18 protein-coding genes are annotated in these 21871 nt (G+C 62.8%); 7 read left to right on the top strand and 11 right to left on the bottom strand.

Features of this window, described 5'->3' with window-relative positions:
- From G7Y52_RS05770 to G7Y52_RS05755, 4 genes are all read right to left on the bottom strand, one after another.
- Positions 1-197 (bottom strand): hypothetical protein (locus G7Y52_RS05770; protein WP_165067544.1); only part of this gene is annotated, 197 nt, incomplete at its 3' end.
- Entirely contained in the window at positions 167-571 is a 405-nt protein-coding gene (locus tag G7Y52_RS05765; protein ID WP_165067541.1) for a hypothetical protein, read from the bottom strand. The genes G7Y52_RS05765 and G7Y52_RS05770, both read right to left, overlap by 31 nt.
- 329 nt (positions 572-900) lie before the next feature.
- A complete protein-coding gene (locus G7Y52_RS05760; protein ID WP_165067539.1) occupies positions 901-1467 on the bottom strand; it encodes a hypothetical protein in 567 nt (188 codons plus the stop codon).
- Between the two features lie 429 nt (positions 1468-1896).
- Positions 1897-3036 (bottom strand): hypothetical protein, encoded by a 1140-nt coding sequence (locus G7Y52_RS05755; protein ID WP_206215205.1) that lies wholly within the window; start codon positions 3034-3036, stop codon positions 1897-1899.
- Positions 3037-3214: 178 nt separating this feature from the next.
- Here G7Y52_RS05755 and G7Y52_RS05750 point away from each other — a divergent pair, with 178 nt between their 5' ends.
- Together G7Y52_RS05750 and G7Y52_RS05745 are read left to right on the top strand one after the other, a co-directional pair.
- Positions 3215-4144: a tRNA (adenine-N1)-methyltransferase gene (locus G7Y52_RS05750; protein ID WP_165067536.1), complete on the top strand. Its 930-nt coding sequence runs from the start codon at positions 3215-3217 to the stop codon at positions 4142-4144.
- Entirely contained in the window at positions 4141-4281 is a 141-nt protein-coding gene (locus G7Y52_RS05745; protein ID WP_165067424.1) for a hypothetical protein, read from the top strand. The genes G7Y52_RS05750 and G7Y52_RS05745 overlap by 4 nt, the downstream gene beginning before the upstream one ends.
- A 145-nt stretch (positions 4282-4426) precedes the next feature.
- On the opposite strand, the gene G7Y52_RS15475 is transcribed toward G7Y52_RS05745, so the two are convergent.
- Entirely contained in the window at positions 4427-4993 is a 567-nt protein-coding gene (locus G7Y52_RS15475; RefSeq protein ID WP_165067533.1) for a DapH/DapD/GlmU-related protein, read from the bottom strand.
- A gap of 132 nt (positions 4994-5125) precedes the next feature.
- Positions 5126-5665, bottom strand: coding sequence for a flavodoxin family protein (locus tag G7Y52_RS05735; RefSeq protein ID WP_165067530.1), 540 nt, complete (start codon positions 5663-5665; stop codon positions 5126-5128).
- A 271-nt stretch (positions 5666-5936) separates the two neighbouring features.
- Here G7Y52_RS05735 and otnI point away from each other — a divergent pair, with 271 nt between their 5' ends.
- Entirely contained in the window at positions 5937-6731 is a 795-nt protein-coding gene (gene otnI / locus G7Y52_RS05730; RefSeq protein WP_165067527.1) for a 2-oxo-tetronate isomerase, read from the top strand.
- Positions 6732-7026: 295 nt separating this feature from the next.
- Here otnI and G7Y52_RS05725 read toward each other — a convergent pair whose 3' ends face one another.
- Positions 7027-10941, bottom strand: a complete 3915-nt coding sequence (locus tag G7Y52_RS05725; RefSeq protein ID WP_165067524.1) for a translocation/assembly module TamB domain-containing protein — start codon at positions 10939-10941, stop codon at positions 7027-7029.
- The gene (locus tag G7Y52_RS05720) at positions 10941-12875 is read right to left on the bottom strand and encodes a BamA/TamA family outer membrane protein (protein WP_241159605.1); all 1935 of its coding nucleotides are present in this window, start codon (positions 12873-12875) and stop codon (positions 10941-10943) included. The genes G7Y52_RS05725 and G7Y52_RS05720 overlap by 1 nt, the downstream gene beginning before the upstream one ends.
- Positions 12876-13265: 390 nt before the next feature.
- Here G7Y52_RS05720 and G7Y52_RS05715 point away from each other — a divergent pair, with 390 nt between their 5' ends.
- On the top strand, positions 13266-13613 hold the full coding sequence (locus G7Y52_RS05715; protein WP_165067521.1) for a DsrE family protein: 348 nt from the start codon (positions 13266-13268) through the stop codon (positions 13611-13613).
- Positions 13614-13645: 32 nt separating this feature from the next.
- Here the strand turns inward: G7Y52_RS05715 and G7Y52_RS05710 are convergent, their stop codons facing one another.
- The 3 genes from G7Y52_RS05710 to G7Y52_RS05700 form a co-directional block, all read right to left on the bottom strand.
- Entirely contained in the window at positions 13646-13816 is a 171-nt protein-coding gene (locus tag G7Y52_RS05710; RefSeq protein ID WP_165067518.1) for a hypothetical protein, read from the bottom strand.
- Positions 13817-13916: 100 nt separating this feature from the next.
- Positions 13917-15752 carry a translational GTPase TypA gene (gene typA, locus G7Y52_RS05705; RefSeq protein WP_165067515.1) on the bottom strand — a complete coding sequence of 612 codons (1836 nt, stop codon included), beginning with the start codon at positions 15750-15752 and terminating at the stop codon, positions 13917-13919.
- Positions 15753-15927: 175 nt separating this feature from the next.
- Positions 15928-16788 (bottom strand): purine-nucleoside phosphorylase, encoded by an 861-nt coding sequence (locus tag G7Y52_RS05700; protein WP_165067513.1) that lies wholly within the window; start codon positions 16786-16788, stop codon positions 15928-15930.
- Between the two features lie 304 nt (positions 16789-17092).
- Between G7Y52_RS05700 and G7Y52_RS05695 the strand changes: the two genes are divergently transcribed.
- Genes G7Y52_RS05695 through G7Y52_RS05685 form a run of 3 tightly spaced genes read left to right on the top strand, consistent with a single transcriptional unit; the run spans position 17093 to position 21474 of the window.
- A complete protein-coding gene (locus G7Y52_RS05695; protein ID WP_165067553.1) occupies positions 17093-18511 on the top strand; it encodes a biotin carboxylase N-terminal domain-containing protein in 1419 nt (472 codons plus the stop codon).
- 17 nt (positions 18512-18528) lie between these two features.
- Complete coding sequence (locus G7Y52_RS05690; RefSeq protein ID WP_165067511.1) at positions 18529-19209, top strand: DUF1847 domain-containing protein; 681 nt, start codon at positions 18529-18531, stop codon at positions 19207-19209.
- Positions 19210-19224: 15 nt separating this feature from the next.
- On the top strand, positions 19225-21474 hold the full coding sequence (locus G7Y52_RS05685; RefSeq protein WP_165067509.1) for an acetyl-CoA carboxylase carboxyl transferase subunit alpha/beta: 2250 nt from the start codon (positions 19225-19227) through the stop codon (positions 21472-21474).
- Positions 21475-21871: the final 397 nt, after the last annotated feature.

Genomic DNA, 21871 nt, shown 5'->3' with positions numbered 1-21871 from the left:
TTTGACTTTTTATGAAAGTCAAAGGTGGCATTCAGGCGAAAAACGCGGTTTTCGCCTGAATGTACGCCGCGTTGCGGCGGCTGCCGCTTTCGCGTCAGCAGAGCATTTTCAAAGTGAAATTGCTCTAATGAGGGCTGACCCTGGCTACTTTCATGAGCAGAACGCTCTAGCTCGCGGGCAGCGAGGGAATGCGCCACCAGTACCAGAGGCTGACCAGGGTGTTGTCCTGAGGCTGCCATTCGCCACTGTTTTCAAAATGGTTGAGGACTTGCTTCTCAATATCGCTCTGCGCCTGATCGGGATTCTCGTGTTGCTTGAGTCGAAAGAAGATGGCAAGGCACTCGAAAAGGCTGAAGCAGTCCTCATCATTGCTCAAACCTGTATTCAGCAGATTGACGAATTCCTGGTAAAAAGGATTGTTCTCATCCACGCAGGCGTCAAAAACGGCTGTGTGGTCCAGAAGGTATTTCAGGCCACGGCAGAACAAAAGCTGGGTCGGGTCTGAAGAAACATGGGCCAGCCGTGCGGCATACAGCTTTTCCATGGCGTCCTGATATGCGGAAAGGGGCATAGTTTCGCTCCTGTACAGGTGAATTTTGTTTGATTATAGTTCAACTTCTACAAAAATCTATGTTTTTTTACTTATAAAACGATATTAAAGTAATTTCAAGTTGTTATCAAAAAAAGCCGACACTTCAGCCAGCGCCCTGGGAAGGAACTGAACCCCGAAGCTGCCGTGAGGGCTTGCCTGACAAAAATTGCTAGAGCAGATTACCTTTGACTTTTTATAAAAGTCAAAGGTGGCATTCAGGCGAAAAACGCGGTTTTCGCCTGAATGTACGCCGCGTTGCGGCGGCTGCCGCTTTCGCGTCAGCAGAGCATTTTCAAAGTGAAAATGCTCTAATTCAAGCTGCGGCGTGGTTGCAGATACTGCGGTTGAAAAAGCAGACGGTAACGTTTGGCCGGAGAAAGATGAGCTGGTTTGGCCACCTGCCCTTCAATGGACAGGGGCTTCTCGGAGAGGCCGAAGGGCTGCAGTTGATCCGGGGCCAGAGCCATACGAGCAAGCCCCTCGCCGGTGAGATAAATCACGGGCATGCTGCTCGCGGCGCTGCCTGCCATAAGCACTGTGCCATTGCCTGCAAACGGCGAACCGCCGTTGAACGGCTGCGCCGTCGTGGCGTTGAGCAGGCTGGGTATGCGCAGATCCGTTCGCCGCAGGACTTCCAGAAAGTCATTGCCTGTCCGGCCCACAAAGGTAACCAATGAGGAACCGTCGCCGTAAACCAAAAGGCTCACAGGCATGGTGCCGCCATGAATACCCATGTACGCGGGGCGCGCGCCGGCGGGCATGACTACCCAGCCCTCGCCGCCGAATCCGGCCTTGCCGGAGGGCGTTGCCGCGCGAACAGCCTGACAAAGCACTGCCAGCAGAATGCAGAGCGCATAAACGCTGATTGTTTTCATGCCGTTATCTGAAACTTCCCATGCAGCCGCACCGGGGCGTCTTTCTCATCGCCCACTGCCGGCATGAGTGTTACTCTGCCTGGGGCCGGGCCGTTTCTCTTTTGCCTGCAATTACGGGCGTTTTGCGAGCGCGGCAAACCGGCGCCGAGGGATCTGACCCGTTCAAAGGCTAGTGATTCGGCTCCCCCTTGTCAAGCAAGTTGCAGCGTGTTTGCCGCCCGCTCTGTCGAGCCGCGGCCTCCGATGATCTGTGGCCTCAGGGCATGAACGACCGGAGCGCGGATTGCCGCAACTCCGAGGCAAACTGTTGTGCTTCCAGGCGCAGCCGCGCGGTCTGGTGCGCGTTCTGAAGCGTTCAAAGAGTAAAAGAGTGAACAGGCGTGCTCCTGCGCCAGGAAACGCGGCAGTTTGCGTGGGGGGGCGTGCAGTTCAACGCCGGGAAGGGCGCTGCCCGGCGCGCTTTGCAGGCGGGGCGGGCAGCACGGCCGAAGGTTGCGGGGCAGGCGTCAGGTCAGGGGGAGGCGGAATGACAGGCAGGTTCTGCGTGCTGCCCAGATAGTGCAGAAAAAAATCGCTCAGCGCATCGTCCAGGCGCCGATGGATGTCTTGCCGCTGTTTTGGCGTGACCGACAGGCAGAGCTCCGGCAGCTCGGCTGCCAAAGCTTCAGGGCAGGAGGACATCAAGGCCCCGGCATCAGCGTCCCGCAGACTGAGATAGCGCGGCTTGACGTCCATCAGCTCATATAAGGCCCGCACATGCCGGGCAGGCCGGTTTATGGCGTCGGCCTCCGCAGCGATCAAGAGCAGCGGAGGATGAAAAAAACGAAACGAGGCAGAACCGAAAAGCATGCCGAAGGCCGGAGCCGCGGCGGCCACGGCCTTGATCCGCGGATCGGCCAGGCTTTTCGTCAGCGGCAGGCTGCGGCAGAGCTTGTCGATGCGGATCTTTGCCCAGGGATTGCAATAGACGTCCTGGCGTCCGGCGCGGGCACAGTAGTCTGACCAGCCTTCGCAGTCGGGAAGAGCGCCGCCCAGCAGGAGCGCGGCAGCGCCACCCGCGCCGAAGCCCAGGACGCCGATGCGGTTTTGGTCGATGCTGGGCGCAAGTTCCGCATTGGCCGACAGCAGATCAATGACGGCGGAGAGCTCACGGGCTCTGCCCTCCAGTTGCGGCCAGGTGAACAGCAGATCCATATTGTCCATGCAGTCGCCCCAATGAGTGGGCGCGGCAACGACAAAACCGCAGGAGGCCAGCCAGGCCGCTGTTTCATGATAGGAAAAGCGGGTGCCGGGCGAAGCGTGGGAAAGCAGCAGCAGGGGAAAGCGCCCGGCAACGGCTTTGCCGCCCGGCGCCGCCGAAATTTCCCAGGGCGCGTAATTCAACAGGCGCGCCGGGCGGATGGAAGGATACCATACGTTGATATCCAGCCGCAGCCTGCTCTCGGCCGACCATTCTCCCACTGTCCGAAAGCCCACATGATAGGAGTCCGCGGCGGCCGCGGGCCATGCGGCCGCGAGCGGCAGCAGCAAAACGATCAAAAACGAAAAGAAGCCAAAGGGACGGCGCATGGCTGTTGTTGTGCCACAAGCCGCCTTGCTGTACAAGAGTGGCGACCGGGCGGGCTTTTCCCGCAAGGCCGGTACCCTGTAACGTAAAAAACTAGAGCGTTTTGCTCATGAAATTAGCTAAACGCTCTAACGCGACGCAAAGTCTGCCCCGCGCGGCTTTGCAAGAAAAAGGAAAAACATGATCCCCTATGGTTCTCTCGTGGTCTTTGTCACGCCCAAGGGCAGGCGCTACATCAAACGTCTGGAAGAAGGCCAGGATTGGCACAGTAACGACGGCACGCTGCCCGCCGCGCAGGTGGCGGCCCTGGATTTCGGCAGCGAGACGCGCACCAGCCTGGATGTGCCCATCCGCGTGCAGGAGGCCACGCTCTTTGATCGTCTGCAGGGCATCAAGCGCCAGACCCAGATCATCTATCCCAAGGATATTGCCTATATCTGCCTGCGTCTGGGCGCCGGGCCGGGCCGCACGATCATTGAGGCGGGCTGCGGTTCCGGCGGCCTGACCCTGGGGCTTTCCTGGTTTTGCGGCCCTACGGGCAAGGTGGTCGGGCATGAAGCCAGAGAGGAATTTTTCAAGCTGGTCCGGCGCAATCTGGCCTGGGCCGGAGCAGGCGAAAACGTGGATCTGCACCACAGGGACATTGCCCAGGGCTTTGCCGTCAGCGGCGCGGACGCGCTTTTTCTGGACGTGCGCAACCCCTGGGACTATCTCGGTCATGCGGCGTGCGCCGTGCGGCCCGGCGCAAGCCTGGGCTTTCTGCTGCCCACGGTGGATCAGGTCGGCAGACTCCTGCTGGGCCTGGAACAAGGCCCCTTTGCCGAAACCGAAGTCTGCGAGATTTTGATCCGCCGCTGGAAACCCGTGGCGGATCGGCTGCGCCCCGAAGATCGGATGATTGCGCATACCGGCTTTCTGATCTTCTGCCGCCGCCAGGAGCGCAGCGAGGACTTTGAGTCGCGGCGTCCCCTGGGCACGCGCGAGCGCAAGCAGGAAGCCGCGCGCCTGGCCCGCCTGGATCTGGCCGCGCAAGGCGGCGCAGGAGCAAGCGCACGCGCCGGGGATCACGCCGCGGCCCGGCAGACAGGCCAGGACGAAGATGAGGCATGAACTCCTGGCTCGCGCTGCTTGCCGCGGGCCTGTTTGAAATTGGCCGGCCCCCGGGCTTCAAGCTGGCGCAGACCGCGCCCTTTTGGCGTTTGGCCGCCATTGCGCTTGCGGTCCTGAGCATGGCCGCCAGTGGCTGACGCGCTCTAGAGCAGATTACCTTTGACTTTTTATGAAAGTCAAAGGTGGCATTCAGGCGAAAAACGCGGTTTTCGCCTGAATGTACGCCGCGTTGCGGCGGCTGCCGCTTTCGCGTCAGCAGAGCATTTTCAAAGAGAAAATGCTCTAGCTTATGCGCCTGATGATTTTTGCCGGGACGCCGCCCACAACGCAGGCGGCGTCGACATCACTGCGGACCACAGCCCCGGCGGCCACCACCGCGCCGTCGCCGATGCGCACGCCGGGGAGCAGTATGGCGCCGGAGCCGATCCAGACATTTTTGCCGATGACGATGGGAGCCAAATGGTGCACGCCGCGTTCTTCGGGACGCAGGCCGTGATTGATGGTGGCCAGAGTGACGCGATGGCCAATGAGCGCGTTGTCTCCCACGGTAATTCCACCCTGATCCTGAAAACAGCAGCAGGCATTGATAAAGACATTCCTGCCCAGACGGATATTCTTGCCAAAATCGGTATAAAACGGCGGAAACAGCCTGAACGCCGGATCTATTTCCCGCCCGGTGATGCGGGCCATGAAATCACGCACCGCGTCGGGCGTATGGTACGCGCCGTTCAGCTCGGCAGTGAGCCGCATGGCCTCATGGCTATAACGCTCCATGCAGGCAAAAGCCTCTGTGCCTGAAACCAAGGGAGCACCATTATCAATGTATTCCAAAAGCTCTGCAAGGTTCATCTCTCTATCCTTAGTGTAAAAATACTTGATGCGGCATGCCAGTATTGTTTGATTCTTCTTCACTCAAGAACAGAGCTGTCTTTCTCTGAAAATGCGCAGCATAGCGACGGCGCATCTCCAGGCAGACGTGTTTCAGGCATTTTTTCCCAGTGCATACGCCTCTTCAAGAACTGCGGTTTTATATCGGATGTCGCCGGGCCTGGTCACGCCAACGCCGCGCACGACACCCTGGAGCCGACTTTTTCCAAAACAGGCTATCCAGCCGTTCAAACCGTTCAGCGCGCCGTCCACTGCGCTGGCTGCGTCTTCCGCGGCCGCAGCCAGCAGATAGATGTCCCGGAAGCTGTACTCGGACGGGAAAAGAGGATTGGAGCGGTCGAGCAGTGTCTTCATCTGGCCGCACATTTCATAGTAATAGACAGGGGTGGCAAAGACGAGTGTATGCATATCCTTCATTTTTTGGACAATGGCATCCGCATCGTCATGTATGACGCAGCGCTGTGTTTTCTGACAGGCCAGGCAGCCTTTGCAGAAATGAATCACCTTGTCGTACAGACACACTTTTTCCACAGCATGACCTGCTTCTCTTGCGCCTCTGGCAAAGGCGTCGGCAAGCATCTCCGAGTTGCCGTTCTTGCGGGGACTGGTGGAAATGATCAGAATCTTTTTCATGTGCTTTCTCCTTTTCTGAAGCTGATTTTTTAGAGCATTTTGCCAATGAAATAAGCTAGAGCATTTTCTCTTTGAAAATGCTCTGCTGACGCGAAAGCGGCAGCCGCCGCAACGCGGCGTACATTCAGGCGAAAACCGCGTTTTTTGCCTGAATGCCACCTTTGACTTTCATAACAAGTCAAAGGTAATCTGCTCTAAACGCTCAACGCGCCGGAACGTGCGGCCCTGCGGCCCGTTCCCTCAACCCCTCCCGAACGGAAGGAGACCCGCCATGCCCCGTTTCGCCGCCAATCTAAGCATGATGTTCACGGAACGCCCCTTTCTTGATCGCTTCAGCGCCGCGGCGGATCAAGGCTTCCAATGGGTGGAGTATCTTTTCCCCTATGACTTTGCGCCCGAGGAGCTGGCGCGCGCGCTGGAGCGCAACGCTCTCCGGCAGGCCCTGTTCAACATGCCGCCCGGCGACTGGGCCGCCGGCGAGCGCGGCCTGGCCTGCCTGCCGGGCAGGGAAAAGGAATTCGACGCCGCGCTGGAAAAGGCCGTGCTCTACGCCAAAGCCCTGAACTGCCCCCGCCTGCACGTCATGGCCGGCACAATTCCGGCCGGAACGCCCGCCACAGCCCTTCAGGCCGCATACCTGGGCAATATCCACAGGGCCGCGGAACGTCTGGCCGACGAGGGGCTGGAGCTCTGCCTGGAGCCCATCAACCGGTACAGCATGCCGGGCTATTTTCTGCACGAGCAGGAGCAGGCCGCGGCCTATATCCAACGCCTGGACATGCCCAATGTGCGCCTGCAATTCGACTTTTTCCACTGCCAGATGGAACAGGGCGACGTTTCCGGGCGCTTGCGGCGTTTTTTCCCGCTCATCGGGCATTGCCAGATCGCGGGCGTGCCGGATCGGCATGAACCGGATCAGGGCGAGCTCCACTATCCGTATCTTCTGGGCCTGCTGGATGCACTGGGCTATCAGGGTCTGGTGGGCTGCGAATACACTCCGGCGGCCGGGACCGAGGAGGGGCTGGGCTGGCTCCGCGCCTGCGGCGTGCGGCCGGGCCGTGGCTGAAGCCGGGGCAGGCCTTTTCGCACACGGCAAAGAAGGGGCGCAGGCCGCAACGGGCACAGATGGCGGCGCGCCCGGGAGCCCTTGGCCGGGGCGGCGCCGTGGCGTGCGGCAGTCAAGGCATCCGGACGCCGCGCCCCGGGCTGCAATTTTCTGTTCTTAGAGCAGATTACCTTTGACTTTTTATGAAAGTCAAAGGTGGCATTCAGGCGAAAAACGCGGTTTTCGCCTGAATGCACGCCGCGTTGCGGCGGCTGCCGCTTTCGCGTCAGCAGAGCATTTTCAAAGAGAAAATGCTCTAATAATTGTACTTCCAGCGGATGCCGCCCCAGGTGTTCTCCTGCTCGGTGCGCAGCTCAAGCCTGGTGCGGGGCGTCAGTTCCAGGTCAATGAGAAAGGCCGTGCTGTCCTGCTTCATGCCTTGCTCCACGCCCACATAGATTTGATCGCCGATGTATTTGCCCATTTCCAAGCTGGGGCCCGCGGCGTCCGGATCGTCGCCCGGCCCTCCGGAGGCCGAATTGATGCGCAGCACGTCCACGCCCAGGGTTTTCCGGGTAAAGTCGAAAATCCCGGCCCCGCCCGAGCCGAAACCGGCCAGTTGGGCCACGGCCCCGGCCAGGCGCAGGGCCTCCAGCTGTCCCAGCTCGTCAGTGCTGCGACCGAACAGAATGCGCGAGATGATCTCCTCCCGGGGCAGGGAAGGATCGCTGCTCAGGCTGAGCTTCATTGTGCTCACCGTGCCGCTGATATTCACATGGGCCGTGATATCCGGGGTTTCGCAGGTCAGCACAATATCCAGCAGCGGATTGGACAACGAGCCCCCGCCAAAGGTGATCACCCCGCGCGTGAGCTTGAAATCCCTGGTCAGAAAATTGAAATTGCCGCGTATGGCCCGCAGTTCGCCGGTGATCAGCGGGGCCGCCAACGTGCCGCGCACCAGCAGATCGGCCTGCCACTCGCTGGTCAGGCCGTGGCCCTGGACCATAAAGCGCCCGGGCGCGCGAATCCGCATATCAAGAAGGCCGCCGCCTCCTTCGGCCGGAGATGCCGCGGCGGGCGCGGCCTGACGCCGGGCCCTGGCCGGAGGCGCGGGCGCCTCGCCGGCCCCCTGCACAGGCAGGGTGGTGATGCCGCCGCCGCGCGCCAGCTTGTTGAGCAGCAGCGCGCCCTGATTGATCACGATCTCGCCGCGCACCTGCGGCGCAAAGGCGCTGCCCGTGACCTGGGCCCTGCCGGAAAGATCGATGCGCAGATCCCGGCGGCGCAAGGGCCGCAAATGGTTGAGGCTGCCCTGAATCGTGAGATTGCGACCGTCCGCGTCACCCGTGCCCGCCAGGCGCAGGCTGCCGCCCAGGCCGTCGGCGGCCGTGAGCTCCAGGCGCAGACCGCTCCCGGCCAATATGCCGCCCACCGGGCTTTGGGGGCCCGGTTTTTTTCCGCGCTCTGCCAGATCCAGACGCAGATTGATGTCTGTGAGCAGCACGCCCAGCAGCAAATCCTCGTAGCGGGCCTTGTCCACGCGCAGGCTGCCGCTCACGCGCGGATCAGCCAGGGTGCCGCCCAGATCCAGGGCCAGGGCCACCTGCCCGTCCAGACGCCGATCCGCCAGGGGCAAGAGGGTCCAGAGGGGGCCCACCGCGCCCGTCCAGCGCACCTGCCCGCGCAAGGGCCCCTGCGGCGCGGGCCGGGGCAGGCCGTCGGCCCCGAACACAAGGGGCAGGCGCACGCGCAGACGCGCCTGACTGCCGCCCAGAGCCTTCACGCTTTCCGGGTTCAATTCCAGACGGGCGGCCAGCGCATTGCCCGCGGCGGAGCGCTCGATGCCGCCTGCCAGCGCCAAATCCAGGGGAGCCAGCGGGCTGCCCGGCACGCGCAGCTTATGCACGCGTACCCGGAAGTCCCCGCCGGGCGCGGCCGGCTTGCCGCTCAGGCGCAGGCGGGCCTCCACCGAACCCGCGGGCAGACCGGGCACAAGCGCGCGCCAGGGCTCCAGGGCCAGATGATCCACGTTGACGGAAAAATCAAGCTTGCCCGGGCTCAGCACGCCTTGCGCCCGCACCGCGCCCGACGGCGCAAGAGTCAGATCCAGGCCGGACACCGCAAGCCCCGCGTCGCCGTAGCGCACTTCAAGAGCGCGTGTGGCGCGCAGGCCCAGTTTTCGCCCGGGCACGCGCAGATCCAGGGTCCGCACGTCACATCGGCCAGGCCGCCATTGTGCCTGCACATGGGAAAGCACGCCGCCCGTGGTTTTGAGCTGCGCCTCCAGCGGGCCTTGCAGGGGCCCTTGCGCCACGGCCTCGGCTCCCAGGGCCCATTGCCCCTGCTTGAGTCCGGCCAGGGCAAGACGCGCCGCAAGACTGGCCCGGCCAAAGGCATCCGTAAGCCGCGCCTCGCCCGTCAGCCCGCGCAGGCGCAGAGCCTCGCCCTGCCCCGACGTGAGGCTGAAGCGGGGCACGGAAAAGCCGAGCAGGACTTCCTGCCCGTTTTGCCCCTGCCGCGAGGCAGAGCGCAACGTCAGTTCCAGGGCCGCTTCTCCGTCCAGCCTGTTGCCCGGCGTAAAGGCGGACAAAGCCCGCCAGTCCGTGACCCGGAGGCGCAGGCTGCCGTCCAGGCCGGGCATTTTTTCAGGCACAAGCAGGGCCGTAACCTGGCCCTCGGCCGTCAGGCCCGCGGCGCTCAGATGCAAGCGGCGCAGACCGGCGCTCAGGGCGTCGTCCGCGCCGTGCAGGCCGCGCCCCGCAAAAAGACGGGTCTCAAGGCTCGCGGGCTGTTGATCCAAACGGGCGCGCAGGGCCAGATCCGCGCCGGTTTCGCCCTGTTCCAGCGCCTTTTTCCAGGCCAGGGGCGCGGCTGCAAGCACCAGGTTCAGATCCTCCAGATCATGCCCGCCGAAGGCCAGGGCCGCGCAGGCCAGCGTCAGCCGGACATCAGGCGCGCCGAGCGGTCCGCGCGCCGCAAGATCAAGGCTCAAAGGCGCGCGCAGGGCGGAAAGCGGCTCCCGCGGCCCGGCCTTTGCCGGATCGGAGGCGGACATGGCCGCCGCCTCTGTAGTGCCTTCGGACGCGGGCGCGGACGCAATCACGGAGCTGTGGGGCGCGGGACTCAGGCGGACATGCAACGCGCTGTCCACTTTCCCGTCCAGCCAGCTTCCCGCCCCCCCCTGCCAGACGCCCTGCCCGCTCATGGCGAGCCGGCCGGCGGCAAGATCCAGAGAGTCCAGGCCCAGACGCGCATCAGTCGCCGGGCCCGTGGCTCCGGCCTCCAGCCCGGCCGTGAGCGCGAGCGTCAGGCGGGCTTCCGTGCCGAACAGGGTTTCGGGCAAAGCCGCGTCGCGCAGCACAGGCCGCGCCGCGCGCGCCTCCGCATGGGCCTCCAGATTCAGACGTGTCTGCTCGCCGGATGTCCCCTCAAGGCTTTTCTCGGGCCGCGCCCGGATCGTAACCGTGGCTTGCAGGCCTTCGCTGCTCAGGCCGGGCAAAGCCAGCGGCCTGCCCTGCGCGCCGGTCAGCCGGGCCTCCAGTTGCAGGCGCGCGCCCTCCGCCCCGGCCGCGAACCCGGCCTCCAGATTGCCGAGCAGGGCTCCGTCAGGCCGGGCCGGCGCAGCGCCGCCCAGAATGTCCGGGGGCAGGGCAAGGTTTTCCAGGGAGAATTTTTCCAGGCGCAGAGCAGGCAGCAAGCCCGGCAGATCAGCCCAGGTCCGGGCCGCGTCCGCCAGAGCCAGGCGCAATTCCTGCTCGCTCAGGGGCGGCCTGGGCGGCTCTTCCGGGCCGGGAGGCAGATCCGGCAGGCGCGAAACAACAGCATTGCGGCTTTGCAGCAGGGCAATGCGCACGCTTTGGGGCAGGGCGCGCCAGTCCCAGACAAAGCTGTTTTCCGGCGCATTGAGCCAAATCCCGTGCGCGTCGGCCGCCGTGATCCCAAAGTCCACGGTAAAGGGCAGAGCTCCGGAAAGATGCGTGATCTTGATCCGCAGCCCGCTTTCAGCCAGGGAACTTTCCAGAGCCGTGTTGAGCTTTTCGGTCAGCCAGGCCTGCCCGGTGTCGCTGCGCAGGAGAAAAATCACGACCGCCGTTGCCAGAACCAGCAAAAGAAGCAGCCCGGCCAAAAGGCCCGGCACAAGACGCGCCCAGCGAAAAGAGCGGCGCGGGCCGGGCTGCGGCGAAGTCGGGGAGGATTGCGGCGGCGCGGCCGCGTTGTTTTGCGCGCTCATCAGAAGGACTGTCCTATGCTGATATACACTTGCAGCGGCGGATCGCCCGCAATCTGCCGCAGGGGCGCTGCCACATCCAGACGCACCGGGCCGATGGGCGTGTAATAACGCAGGCCCAGGCCCGCGCCCCAATCCATGTCCCCGATGATTTTCGGGAACTCGTCCTTGTAGACCATGCCGCCGTCCAGAAAGGGCACAATGCCGATATGTTCCGACACCTTGAAGCGCGCCTCCAGGTTCACGATCTGGTAGGATCGGCCGCCCAGGGGATCATCTTCGCTGTCGCGGGGGCCCAGGGCCTGATAGGCATAGCCGCGCACCGAGCCCGCGCCGCCCGCGTAATAGCGCATGCTGGACGGGATGGCGCGCAACGGCGCGCCGCTCATGGCCCCGCCTTCCACGCGCGCGGCCAGAATCAGCGTATCGTCGGGCTGGTTCTTTTTCCTGAACGGCGCATAATAAAAGCTGGCCTCCACAGTGCCCGCCAGGACATTGAAGCCTTCCTCGTAATACCCGGTAAAGGGCTGGAGTTTAATCTCAAGTTCCGAGCCGCTGCTGGGATTGACCGCATTGTTGCGGCTGTCCCGCCGCAGATGCGCGCGCGGGCTGAAGACGCCGTAGGGTTTGGCCTCATGCTCGTTGTCCTTCAGGGAGCCGCCCTCCCCGAACAGGCTGAGGCCGCCCCACCACTGCCGGGCAAGGCGGCGGTCAATGCCCGCCGAAGCGCCGGCCGAGGTCTTGAGATAGGCGCTGGTATCCTCGCGCAGGGCCGAGGCCGAGGCCAGCAAACGCTGCTCGCGCTCCAGAAAGGCCGGTTTTTCAAAAGCCGCCTTCAGCCCCTGCATTTCCGTGGCAATGGGCGCGGTGAGCGTGAGCTTTTCGCCATTATGGAAAAGATTGCGGTGCTCCCAGACGCCTTCCACGCCCAGGCCCGTATCCGTATCATAGCGGGCGCTGCCGCTGATGGAGCGGAAGGCCGCTTCAGTCACGGAAATATCCGCGGGCAGCACGGCCACGCCGTCGTCACGCCCGGCCCTGTCGAGCGCCTTCACGCCAGGTTTGGCCTCAACGGAAGCGAACAGCCCCAGCCCGCGCAAGGTGTCGGCATACGCATCCAGCATGGCGCTGTCCCAGGGCTGCTCGCCCGGCGTCCAGGGCGCAAGGCGCTGCAAATACTCGGCATTGACCTCCCTGGCGCCCTGTACCCGTATCTGCCCCATGAGCGCGGGCGGCCCGGGGTCCAGCACAATGTCCGCATTGAGTTGGCGGGCCTCGCGGTTCAGGCTGTAGCGCGCGTCCGCCACTTTGGCCAGGGGATAGCCTTCGCGGCGCAATTGTTCCGGCAGGGCTTCCACGGCCGCCAGCATGGCGTCGGCCGTGACCGGCTTGCCGATCTCCACGCCCGGCAGCGTGTCGGGAAAGGAGGGCGGCGGCAGATTTTCCCGCTCAAGCCCCCAAAAGCCCGTAACCCTGACCCGATCCCTGAAGGCGTCCGGCACCGCGGGCGCGGGCACATAACGCACCGCGGCCCTGCCCAGCACATAGCGGGAACCGGGCGTGAGCACAAGGGTCACGCGCAGCGGGGACGCGGATTCATCCAGGCTGAAGGCGGCCTTGCCGTCGTAATATCCCTGGGAATGGAGCAGCCTGACCGCGGTTTCCGTGTCGGCGCGGGCCCGGCGCTCCAGGCCCAGCATACTGTCCGGCGGTTCCTTGGCAAGCTGCGCGAGCTGGCTGGCGGCTTTCATTTTATCCGCCAGAGAGGCCGGACCGTCGCGCACCTCAATACGCAGGGCATAGGAGATGGGCGTGCCCTGCCAGGCCGGGTCCAGTTCCGGCTCGGCTGCGGCCATGTTCCCGGCAGAGTCCGCGGCGGTCGTGGTCAACAGCCCGCAGCCGCTCAGCAGCAGACAGGCCAGAAGCGCGCAGATCACGCAAAACCCCTGCAAGGCCGGCCATGCAGGGCTTATATGCCTTCCCGCAGGCTGCTTCTGTGCCCACAAGGTCTGAGCTGAGAAAAATGCGTAACGCATAGTGTAATCAATATATGCCGGAGCGTCTTTATCCGCAAGGCGGAAAGTCGCGTTGCTTCTCACAGGATGCCTCTTTTACGGCTATAATGCGCTGCAATGCGCGAGCCTGGCCAAACAACACGGCTCAAAATCTCCTCCGCGCCGCTTTTTCATGCCTCCGGACAGAACGGCGCTGCAACACTTGCTTTTTCTCGTGGCCCGGCCCGGCTTGGCAAAGAAGGCGGGCTTTGCTAGCATGATTCATGCCGCGCTCTCTGGCGCGGACTGGTATAAACGTCCTGGAGAAAAAGCATGAACTATGATCTCTGCCTGCATATCGACAGCAGCGAGCCGGCCACGCTGCAACTGGTTCTGAAAAACGCGGCCAATTACTGCAAAGCCCTGCCCGGCGAATCATTCCATCTGGTTGTGGTGGCCAATGGCCCGGCAGTGAGGCTTTTTACCGACGAGCATACGGAACTGCGCGAGCAGGCCGTGCCGCTTATGCGACAGGGCCTTGAAATCCGGCTGTGCGCCAATGCCCTGGCGGATAATAAGATTGAACGATCCCGGCTCTGGCAGGGCTGCGAGGTGGCGCCCGCGGGCCTGGTGGAAGTGGTGCGCCTGCAACGTGAGGGCTTTGCCTACATCAAACCGTAGAGCATTTTTTGATTGAAAATATTCATTTTCAATCAAAAAATGCTCTGGCTGATTTCATCAGAGCAGATTACCTTTGACTTTTTATGAAAGTCAAAGGTGGCATTCAGGCGCAAAACGCGGTTTTCGCCTGAATGTACGCCGCGTTGCGGCGGCTGCCGCTTTCGCGTCAGCAGAGCATTTTCAAAGTGAAAATGCTCTAGCAAAACGCTCTACGGCTGTTGTCTGCCGCGCGGCCAGCCATGCGCTTTCCGCCCTCCAGCGCAGGTATGGCGAAGGGCTCAGCCCCGGCTGCGGGGAAAAGCCTCAGCTTTTGCTCCTGGCTGCCTTGCCCGCCATCTGATAGCGCTTCTGGGCCGAAAGCTCGACCTTGCGCAGGCGCAGGGAAAGGGGCGTGACTTCCACCAGCTCATCTTCGCGCACAAAGTGCAGGGCGCGCTCCAGGGTCATTTTTTTCACAGGGGTGAGGATCACGTTTTCATCCTTGCCCGCGGCGCGCAGATTGGTGAGCTTCTTTTCCTTGGTGGCGTTGACGTCAATATCGTTGTCGCGATTGTGCTCGCCCACGATCATGCCCTCGTAGACCGGGTCCCCGGGCTCCACAAAAAGCGTGCCGCGCGGCTCCAGATTGAAGAGCGCATAGGCCACGGCCGCGCCCGGCCGATCCGCCACAATGGAGCCGGAAAAGCGGGTGGGGAAGTCGCCGCGCCATTCCTCGTAGCCTTCAAGGTAGGAGTTCATGATCCCCGTGCCCTTGGTATCCGTGAGGAATTCGTCCCGGTAGCCGATCAGCCCGCGCGAGGGCACGGAAAATTCCAGCCGCACCCGGCCCGTGCCGTTGTTGGCGCAGTTGAGCATACGGCCCTTGCGCTGGGCCAGTTTGTCCGTGACCACGCCCATGAAGATTTCGTCGCAGTCCACATACAAATGCTCAATGGGCTCCAGGGTTCTGCCGTCGGCGTCTTTTTTCAGGATTACCTCCGGCCGTCCCACGGAGAGTTCAAAACCCTCGCGGCGCATGGTTTCAATGAGAATCGCCATCTGAAACTCGCCCCGGCCCTTGACCAGAAAGGCGTCGCGATCCGCCGTGTCTTCCACGCGGATGGCCACGTTGCGCAGGCTCTCCCTGGTCAGTCTGTCCTGAATGGCCCGACTCTGGACGATCTTGCCCTCGCGCCCGGCCAGGGGCGAAGTATTGATGCCGAAGCGCATGGCCACGGTGGGCTCATCCACCCGGATGCGCGGCAAGGCCTTGGGCTTCTCGCGGGTGCAGATGGTGTCGCCGATGGTCACATCCTCAATGCCCGCCAGCACCACAATATCGCCGGGCCGGGCTTTTTCCACCTCGCGGAGTTGCAGGCCGTCGTAAACCTGAAGTCTGGTGGCGCGCAGGGGCCTGGCTTCCCCGTCTTCGCCCACGCAGGCCAGGGATTCCCTGGCGAAAACCGTGCCGTGCATAATCCGGCCCACGGCCAGGCGTCCCAGATAATCCGAATAATCCAGATCCGCCACGAGCATTTGGAAGGGTTGCGCGGGATCATGGGCCGGGCCCGGAATTCTGGTCAAAATAGCCTCAAACAGCGGGGAAAGATCCTTCCGCTCGTCTTCCAGAGCGTTCATGGCCACGCCCGAACGGCCTATGGCGTAGAGCACGGGAAATTCCAGCTGCTCCTCGTTGGCGCCCAGATCAATAAAGAGATCATAAATTTCATTGAGCACTTCCCGGGGCCGGGCGTCCTTGCGGTCGATCTTGTTGATCACCACCACCACGGGCAGCCCGGCTTCCAGGGTTTTGCGCAGCACGAAACGCGTCTGCGGCAGCGGGCCTTCCGAGGCGTCCACCAGGAGGATGGCCCCGCTGGCCATGGACAGGGAGCGTTCCACCTCGCCGCCGAAATCCGCGTGCCCCGGGGTGTCGATGATGTTGATCTTCACGCCCTTCCAGGTCACGGCGCAGTTTTTGGCGGCAATGGTGATGCCGCGCTCGCGCTCCAGATCCATATTGTCCATGACGCGCTCGTCCACATGCTGATCCGCGCGAAACACGCCGCTCTGTTTGAAAAGGGCGTCCACCAGGGTGGTTTTGCCGTGATCGACATGGGCGATGATCGCCACGTTGCGCAGAGAGTCGTTATGCTGCATGATGATAAACCTTGCTGAGTATCACGTCGGAATGGGACGGAAGGATTTCACCTGTCCTCAGGGGAATTTTTAAACATAGACTGAAAAAGCGGCTTTTTCAAGTAAAAACGCGCCGGCTTTGCCTCATGCGCGGGCTGAAAATACGCGCCGCTCCGCCCCGCGCAGCCAAAGGCTTTCAGTTGTCCGCTCCCTGCCCGGACGCGGCGGCCAGTTCCTCAAGCAGCCGGGCCAGCTTTTCACCGGCGCGGCAGGCCACGGCAATAACCTGCTCCAGCGGAACCGGGGCCATGCAATCCGGCAGGTTTTTGTTGGTAAGGCAGGAGATGCCAAGCACGCGCAAGCCCAGATGGCGCGCGGCGATAACTTCCAGAACCGTGCTCATGCCCACGGCGTCGGCTCCCCATTGGCGGTACATGCGGGTTTCCGCCGGGCTCTCCATTTCCGGCCCGTGCACCCCGATATATACCCCGCGCTCCAGGCGGATGCCCAGCTTGAGCGCGGTTTGCAGGGCCAATGCCTGCAGAAAGGGATCAAAGGGCGCGCTCATGTCCGGGAAACGCTCGCCCCAGGCCTGGCAGTTAGGGCCGGCGAGCGGCGACACGCCCGTGTGATTGATCAGATCCGCCATGCACATCAGATCGCCGGCTGCAAAGCGCGGATTCAGGGCCCCGGCCGCATTGGTGATGATCAGGGTCCTGACGCCCAGCCCGGCCATGACCCGCACGCCCATGCAGACCTGCGCCGGGCTGCGGCCCTCATACAGATGGCAGCGCCCCTGCTGCACCAGAACCGGCACGCCTGCCTCGCCCCGCCCCAGACGGCCCCGGACAAAGGCCCCCTGATGCGAGTCCACGCTTGAGAGCGGAAAACCCGGCAGGTCGGCATAGGGAACGGAACAGGCATCCGTGAGCCGCGCCGTCAGCCCGGACAGGCCCGTGCCCAGGATCAGGCCCAGCGGCGCCTTTTCAGAGGCCCCCCCGGGCAGGGCCGCGCGCAAGGCTTCGACGACACGCTGGACTTCTTGCGAGTTTTGCATAACAGTACTTCTTGCCGTTGAATAATTTTTTGGCAAAAGCGCCCAAACGCCGCCAGTATAGCCCGCGCCTTGCCGCCCCACAAGGGCGGAGGAGGCGTTGCGCGTCGCCGCCGAACGGCGCGCGTTGCGGCTGCATTGCGCTCATGCCTGGCGCTGCCGTCGTCATCCGTAAAACGGCATGATCGCAACGGCTGACGCGCTCTGGCATGACTTCGCCCTGCCAGAGCGTTGAGCTCCTTTTAGTAACAAAACGATTCAGGCGCGGCTTATCACGGAGAGAAGCTTGGACAACGTTCAGGACAACATTCCCCTGCAAGAGCACAAGGTGCTGGTGGCCAACCGGGGCGAGATCGCCATGCGGATCATGCGGGCCTGCCGCAAGCTGGGCGTGGCTTTTGCCGCCGTGTACACCAGCGAGGACGCGGCTTCGGGCCATGTGCGCCTGGCCCGTGAGGAAGGCGGAGAAAAAAGCCTGTTCCGCGTGGCCTCGTATCACGACGCCAATGAGCTGATGGCTGTGGCCGACGAGGCGGGCTGCACGGCCGTGCATCCGGGCTATGGCTTTTTCGCCGAGGATTTCCGCTTTGCGCGCCGGGTGACCAAGCGCGATCGCAAGCTGATCTTCATCGGCCCTTCCTGGAAAATCATCCGCGAGCTGGGCGACAAGATCAATACCAAACGTCTGGCCCGCGGCCTGGGCGTGCCCACGGTGCCCGGCTCGGATCGGCCCATTTATGATGAGTTGGAAGCCGAGCGCATTGCCAAGACCGTCTTTGAGTTTCAGACCCAGCAGGGCATCAGGCGGCCGCTGGTGCTGGTCAAGGCCTCGGCCGGCGGGGGCGGCATGGGCATCGAGGAGGTCTATGATCCGGACCAGTTCCGCTCGGTCTACCGGCGCGTGCGCAATTACGCCCTGCGCCAGTTCAAGGATGAAGGCGTGCTCATCGAGCAGCGGATCACGGACTTCAATCACCTGGAAGTGCAGATCGTCTCGGATCGCACGGGCCGCAATCCCGTGCATTTTGGCACGCGCAACTGCTCCATCCAGTCCACAGGCCTGCAAAAACGCATTGAAGTCGCGCCGGGTTTTGCGCCCGACACGCTTGAATACACCTTTGACGCCGCCAAAGTGCTTACGGACATCGTGGATTATTCCCTGACCATGGCCCGCAAGGTGGGCTATGACAATGTGGGCACCTGGGAATGGATCGTCACGCGCAAGGGCGAGCCCTTCCTCATGGAAGTCAATACCCGCATCCAGGTGGAAAACGGGGTTTCGGCCCGTATTTCCCGGATCAAGGGCAAGGACGGCGTTGACCTGATCGCCGAGCAGATCCGCACCGGCCTGGGCCAGCCCCTTGGCTACGCGCAGGAAGATATCGACTTTGACGGCGTGGGCGTGGAATACCGGCTGATCGCCGAAGATCCCGACAATAATTTCACGCCCTGGGTGGGCCGCATTGAGCGTTTTCAGTGGAAGGACGCGCCCTGGCTGACCCTGCTGACCCATGTGCCGCACAAGGAGCCCTACGAGATACCCACGGAATTCGATCCCAATCTGGCTCTGGCCATCGTCTGGGGCAAAGATCTCGCGCAAGCCAGGCAGCGCGGCCTGGCCTTCCTTGATTCTCTGCGGCTGGAGGGCAAAAACGGCGCGGGCGAAGGCCTTAAATCCAATGTGGACTTTCTGAAGGCCAATACCGAACGTATTCTGCGGTTCTAGCATCCAAGGAGTCGGCCATGCCCGCGTTCCCCCTGCCCCATTGCGCCCAGTGCCACTTCAAGCGCGAGGAACGGCTCTGCTGCGCGCCGGACGGCAAACATCCGCCGGACTGTCCCACAGCCTGCCGCCCGGAGCTGAGCGAGGAATGCCGCAGGATCTGCGCCGAGCCTGAAAACAGCCAGATGGCGAGGCAAGCCGCCATAGTGGAACGGAAAAGCTATACCATGTTGCCGCAAGGCGGTCGCATGCCGAACCGACCGCGCATCATGGAAATTGTGGCTTTTGCCAAAGGCATGCGCTACCGCCGCCTGGGTCTTGTTTTCTGCATCGGCCTGCGCCAGGAGGCCGCGGCCACGGCTGCAATTTTTCAGGCTCAGGGCCTTGAGACAGTTTCCGCGATCTGCAAGGTGGGCCGTGTGCCCAAGAGCGAGTTGGGCTTGTGCGGCGAGGACCTGCTCTGCCCGGAGCAGCCGGAGACCATGTGCAACCCCATCCTTCAGGCAAAGCTGATGAACGACGCTCGGGTCGAGCTCAATGTGCTTCTGGGCCTCTGCGTGGGCCATGACAGCCTTGCCCTGCGCCATCTGGAAGCCCCGGCCACGGTGCTGGCCGTCAAGGACCGCATGCTCGGTCACAATCCCCTGGCCGCTGTATATTGCAGCGCAAGTTATTTCAATTACCTCACAAAGCCTGTTTAGCAGGCGCGCCGAACTATGGACAACAATATCGAAAAACGCATCCAAAGCCTGCGCGAGCGGCTGACCTACCTGCGCGATATTTTCGCGGGCAAGCACAAGGACAACGCGGAGCTGCTGGAAGAAAAGCTCACGGCCTTTGCCGCGCGCTCCCGCGCGGGGGAGCTGGAAGACCCCTATGCGGATCTCGCCACCATCGAAGATCTCTTCAGCTACGTGGAGCGCCGCCTGGAAAGCAGCATCACGCCCATGGATCGGGTGCGCATCGTGCGCCATCCCCAACGCGTGTGCCTGCGCGACATCCTGGAAAACGTCTACGACAATTTCACCGAAGTGGGCGGCCAGGACGAGCACAGCCTGGACCCGAGCATGCTCATCGCCCGCGCGGTGATCACCCGCCGCCGGGGCAAGAAGACATACACCCAGTCGGTGATGGTCATCGGGCAGGAAAAGGGCCACGGCGCGGAATTCCGCAACGGCGGCTCGGTCAAGCCCTGGGGCAATGCCAAGGCCCTGCAGTATATGCGCGTGGCCGAAACGGAAGGCATCCCGATCCATTGCTATATTTTCACGCCCGGCTCCTATCCTCTGGAGGATTATCCGGGCGCGGCCCAGCAGATCGCCCGCAACATATACGGCATGGCCGGTCTGCGCGTGCCCGTGGTGGCGGTGATTTCCGAGGGCGGCTCCGGCGGGGCCGAGGCCATCGGCCTGGCGGACAAGCGTCTGATGCTCTCTCACGGCTATTATTCGGTCATTTCCCCGGAGGGGGCCGCGGCCATTGAAGGCCACCTCAAATCCGGGCAGCGCGCCACGCCCGAGCTTATTGAGCACTGCGCCCGGAACCTGAGAATCACGGCTCAGGACAACCTGCGCTTCGGCTACATCGATCGCGTGGTTCAGGAGCCGCCCCTGGGCGCGCGGCCCTGGCACTTCGACTTCTTCCGCTCTCTGCGGCAGGAAGTTATCCGGGCCACGGACGAGGTGGTCATTTCCACCCGCAAGCTGCCCGTCTTCCGGGGGCTTGCGCTTTCCCGCCATCGCAACCCCGAGGCCAATCTGGACGAGCTCTTTATCCGCTGGGGCCTTTCCTCCGCGGCGAAAGATCGCCTGCGCGAACGCCGCCAGCAAAAATTCCTGCGTCTCTCGCGCCAGGCCGCGCGCGACCGGCGGCCGTTCCTGACCAAAAAGGCCGCCGCCGTCTGGGACTGGTTTTCCAAACCTTTTGTCAGCTTCAAGTACGATTTCTACCGCAAGCATCAACGCCAGATCCGCACGCTGATGGAAGAGATCGACAATGAGTGGGAGATGTACAAAAAACGCCTGCTCTCGCCCTGGCGCAAGATTACCCGCAATCTGCCCAGCCGCGCGGACAACAAAGCCAAAGAGCTCACCGCCCTCTCTACCTGGGTGGACGATTCCCGCAGGCGTCGCTGGAACTATCTCTCGCCGCGCTACAAGATTGATCGCACGCTGACCTGTCCCAACAGCGAATCCTACGGCTGCCTGGATCTCTGGGGGCCGGACCTTTTTGCCGAGTTCGCGGGCGTGTGCAGCCACTGCGGCTACCATTTCCCCATGGAACCCGAATGGTATGTGAAAAATGTTTTTGATTTGGGTTCGGTCTTTGAATTCAACAGCGAAATAGAAGCGGGCAACCCTCTGGATTTTCCCGGCTTTTCCGAACGGATCGCCGCCGCCCAGGAAAAAACCGGGGCCAAGAGCGGCTGCATGACCTTTGAGGCCCGCATCGACAACATCAAGATGGTGGTGGCCATGTTCATGGCCACCTTCCGTGGCGGCTCGGTGGGCGCCGCCGAAGGCTACAAATTCGTGGAGGCCGCGCAGCGCGCCGCGAAGAAGCGCTACCCCTTCCTGGCGTATGTGCACGGCACGGCGGGCATCCGCATCCAGGAAGGCACGCACGGCGTGATCCAGATGCCGCGCTGCACCGTGGCCGTTCGCCGCTACATTGAATCCGGCGGCCTGTACATGGTGCTCTACGACACGAACTCTTTCGCCGGGCCGGTGGCCAGTTTTCTGGGCTGTTCGCCCTATCAGTTCGCGGTGCGCTCCTCCAACATCGGTTTCGCCGGGCCGGGCGTGATCAAGGAAACCACGGGCATGGACATTCCGCCCAAATACCACCGCTCCTACCGCGCGCTCTCGCGCGGGCACATTCAGGGCATCTGGGACCGGAGGCAGATCAGGGCCAATCTCAAGCAGGCCCTGCTCACCATCGGCGGCAGGAATCTGTATTACCGGTAGGCAAATCATGGATTCCAGCCGCCGTTCCAGGTGCTGGCGCCACCCCTGCGGCCCTGCGGGGCCAGGGGCTGCCCCGCTCTGTTGACCAGCGACGGCAGAAATTTGTAGTATCGGGGCGCGCCCTCCGGAAAGCCTGCGCGTCACGGAGAGATGGCCCAAAGAATCACTGCCGCCAACGGCTGCCGCATTGAGGGCATCCGGGAGCGACGACAGATCCCCGCCAGGCTCAGGCGGCCTTCTGCCGGGCATCGGCAGCGCAATAGCTTCGTGCTTTCGAGCGCAAACGCATTTGCGAAACCATCAACTGACGCCGCCGACAGGGAAAGAGCCGGTTTTCTGCAAAGACGCGCACGATACGTCAGAGCCCGCAAGAAGCCCTGAAGATCTCGGCGCACAG

Source organism: Desulfovibrio sp. ZJ200 (assembly GCF_011039095.1).
GTDB lineage: Bacteria > Desulfobacterota > Desulfovibrionia > Desulfovibrionales > Desulfovibrionaceae > Desulfovibrio.
Note: the sequence above shows the minus strand (reverse complement) of the source record. Positions and strands in the feature narration are given on the sequence as shown.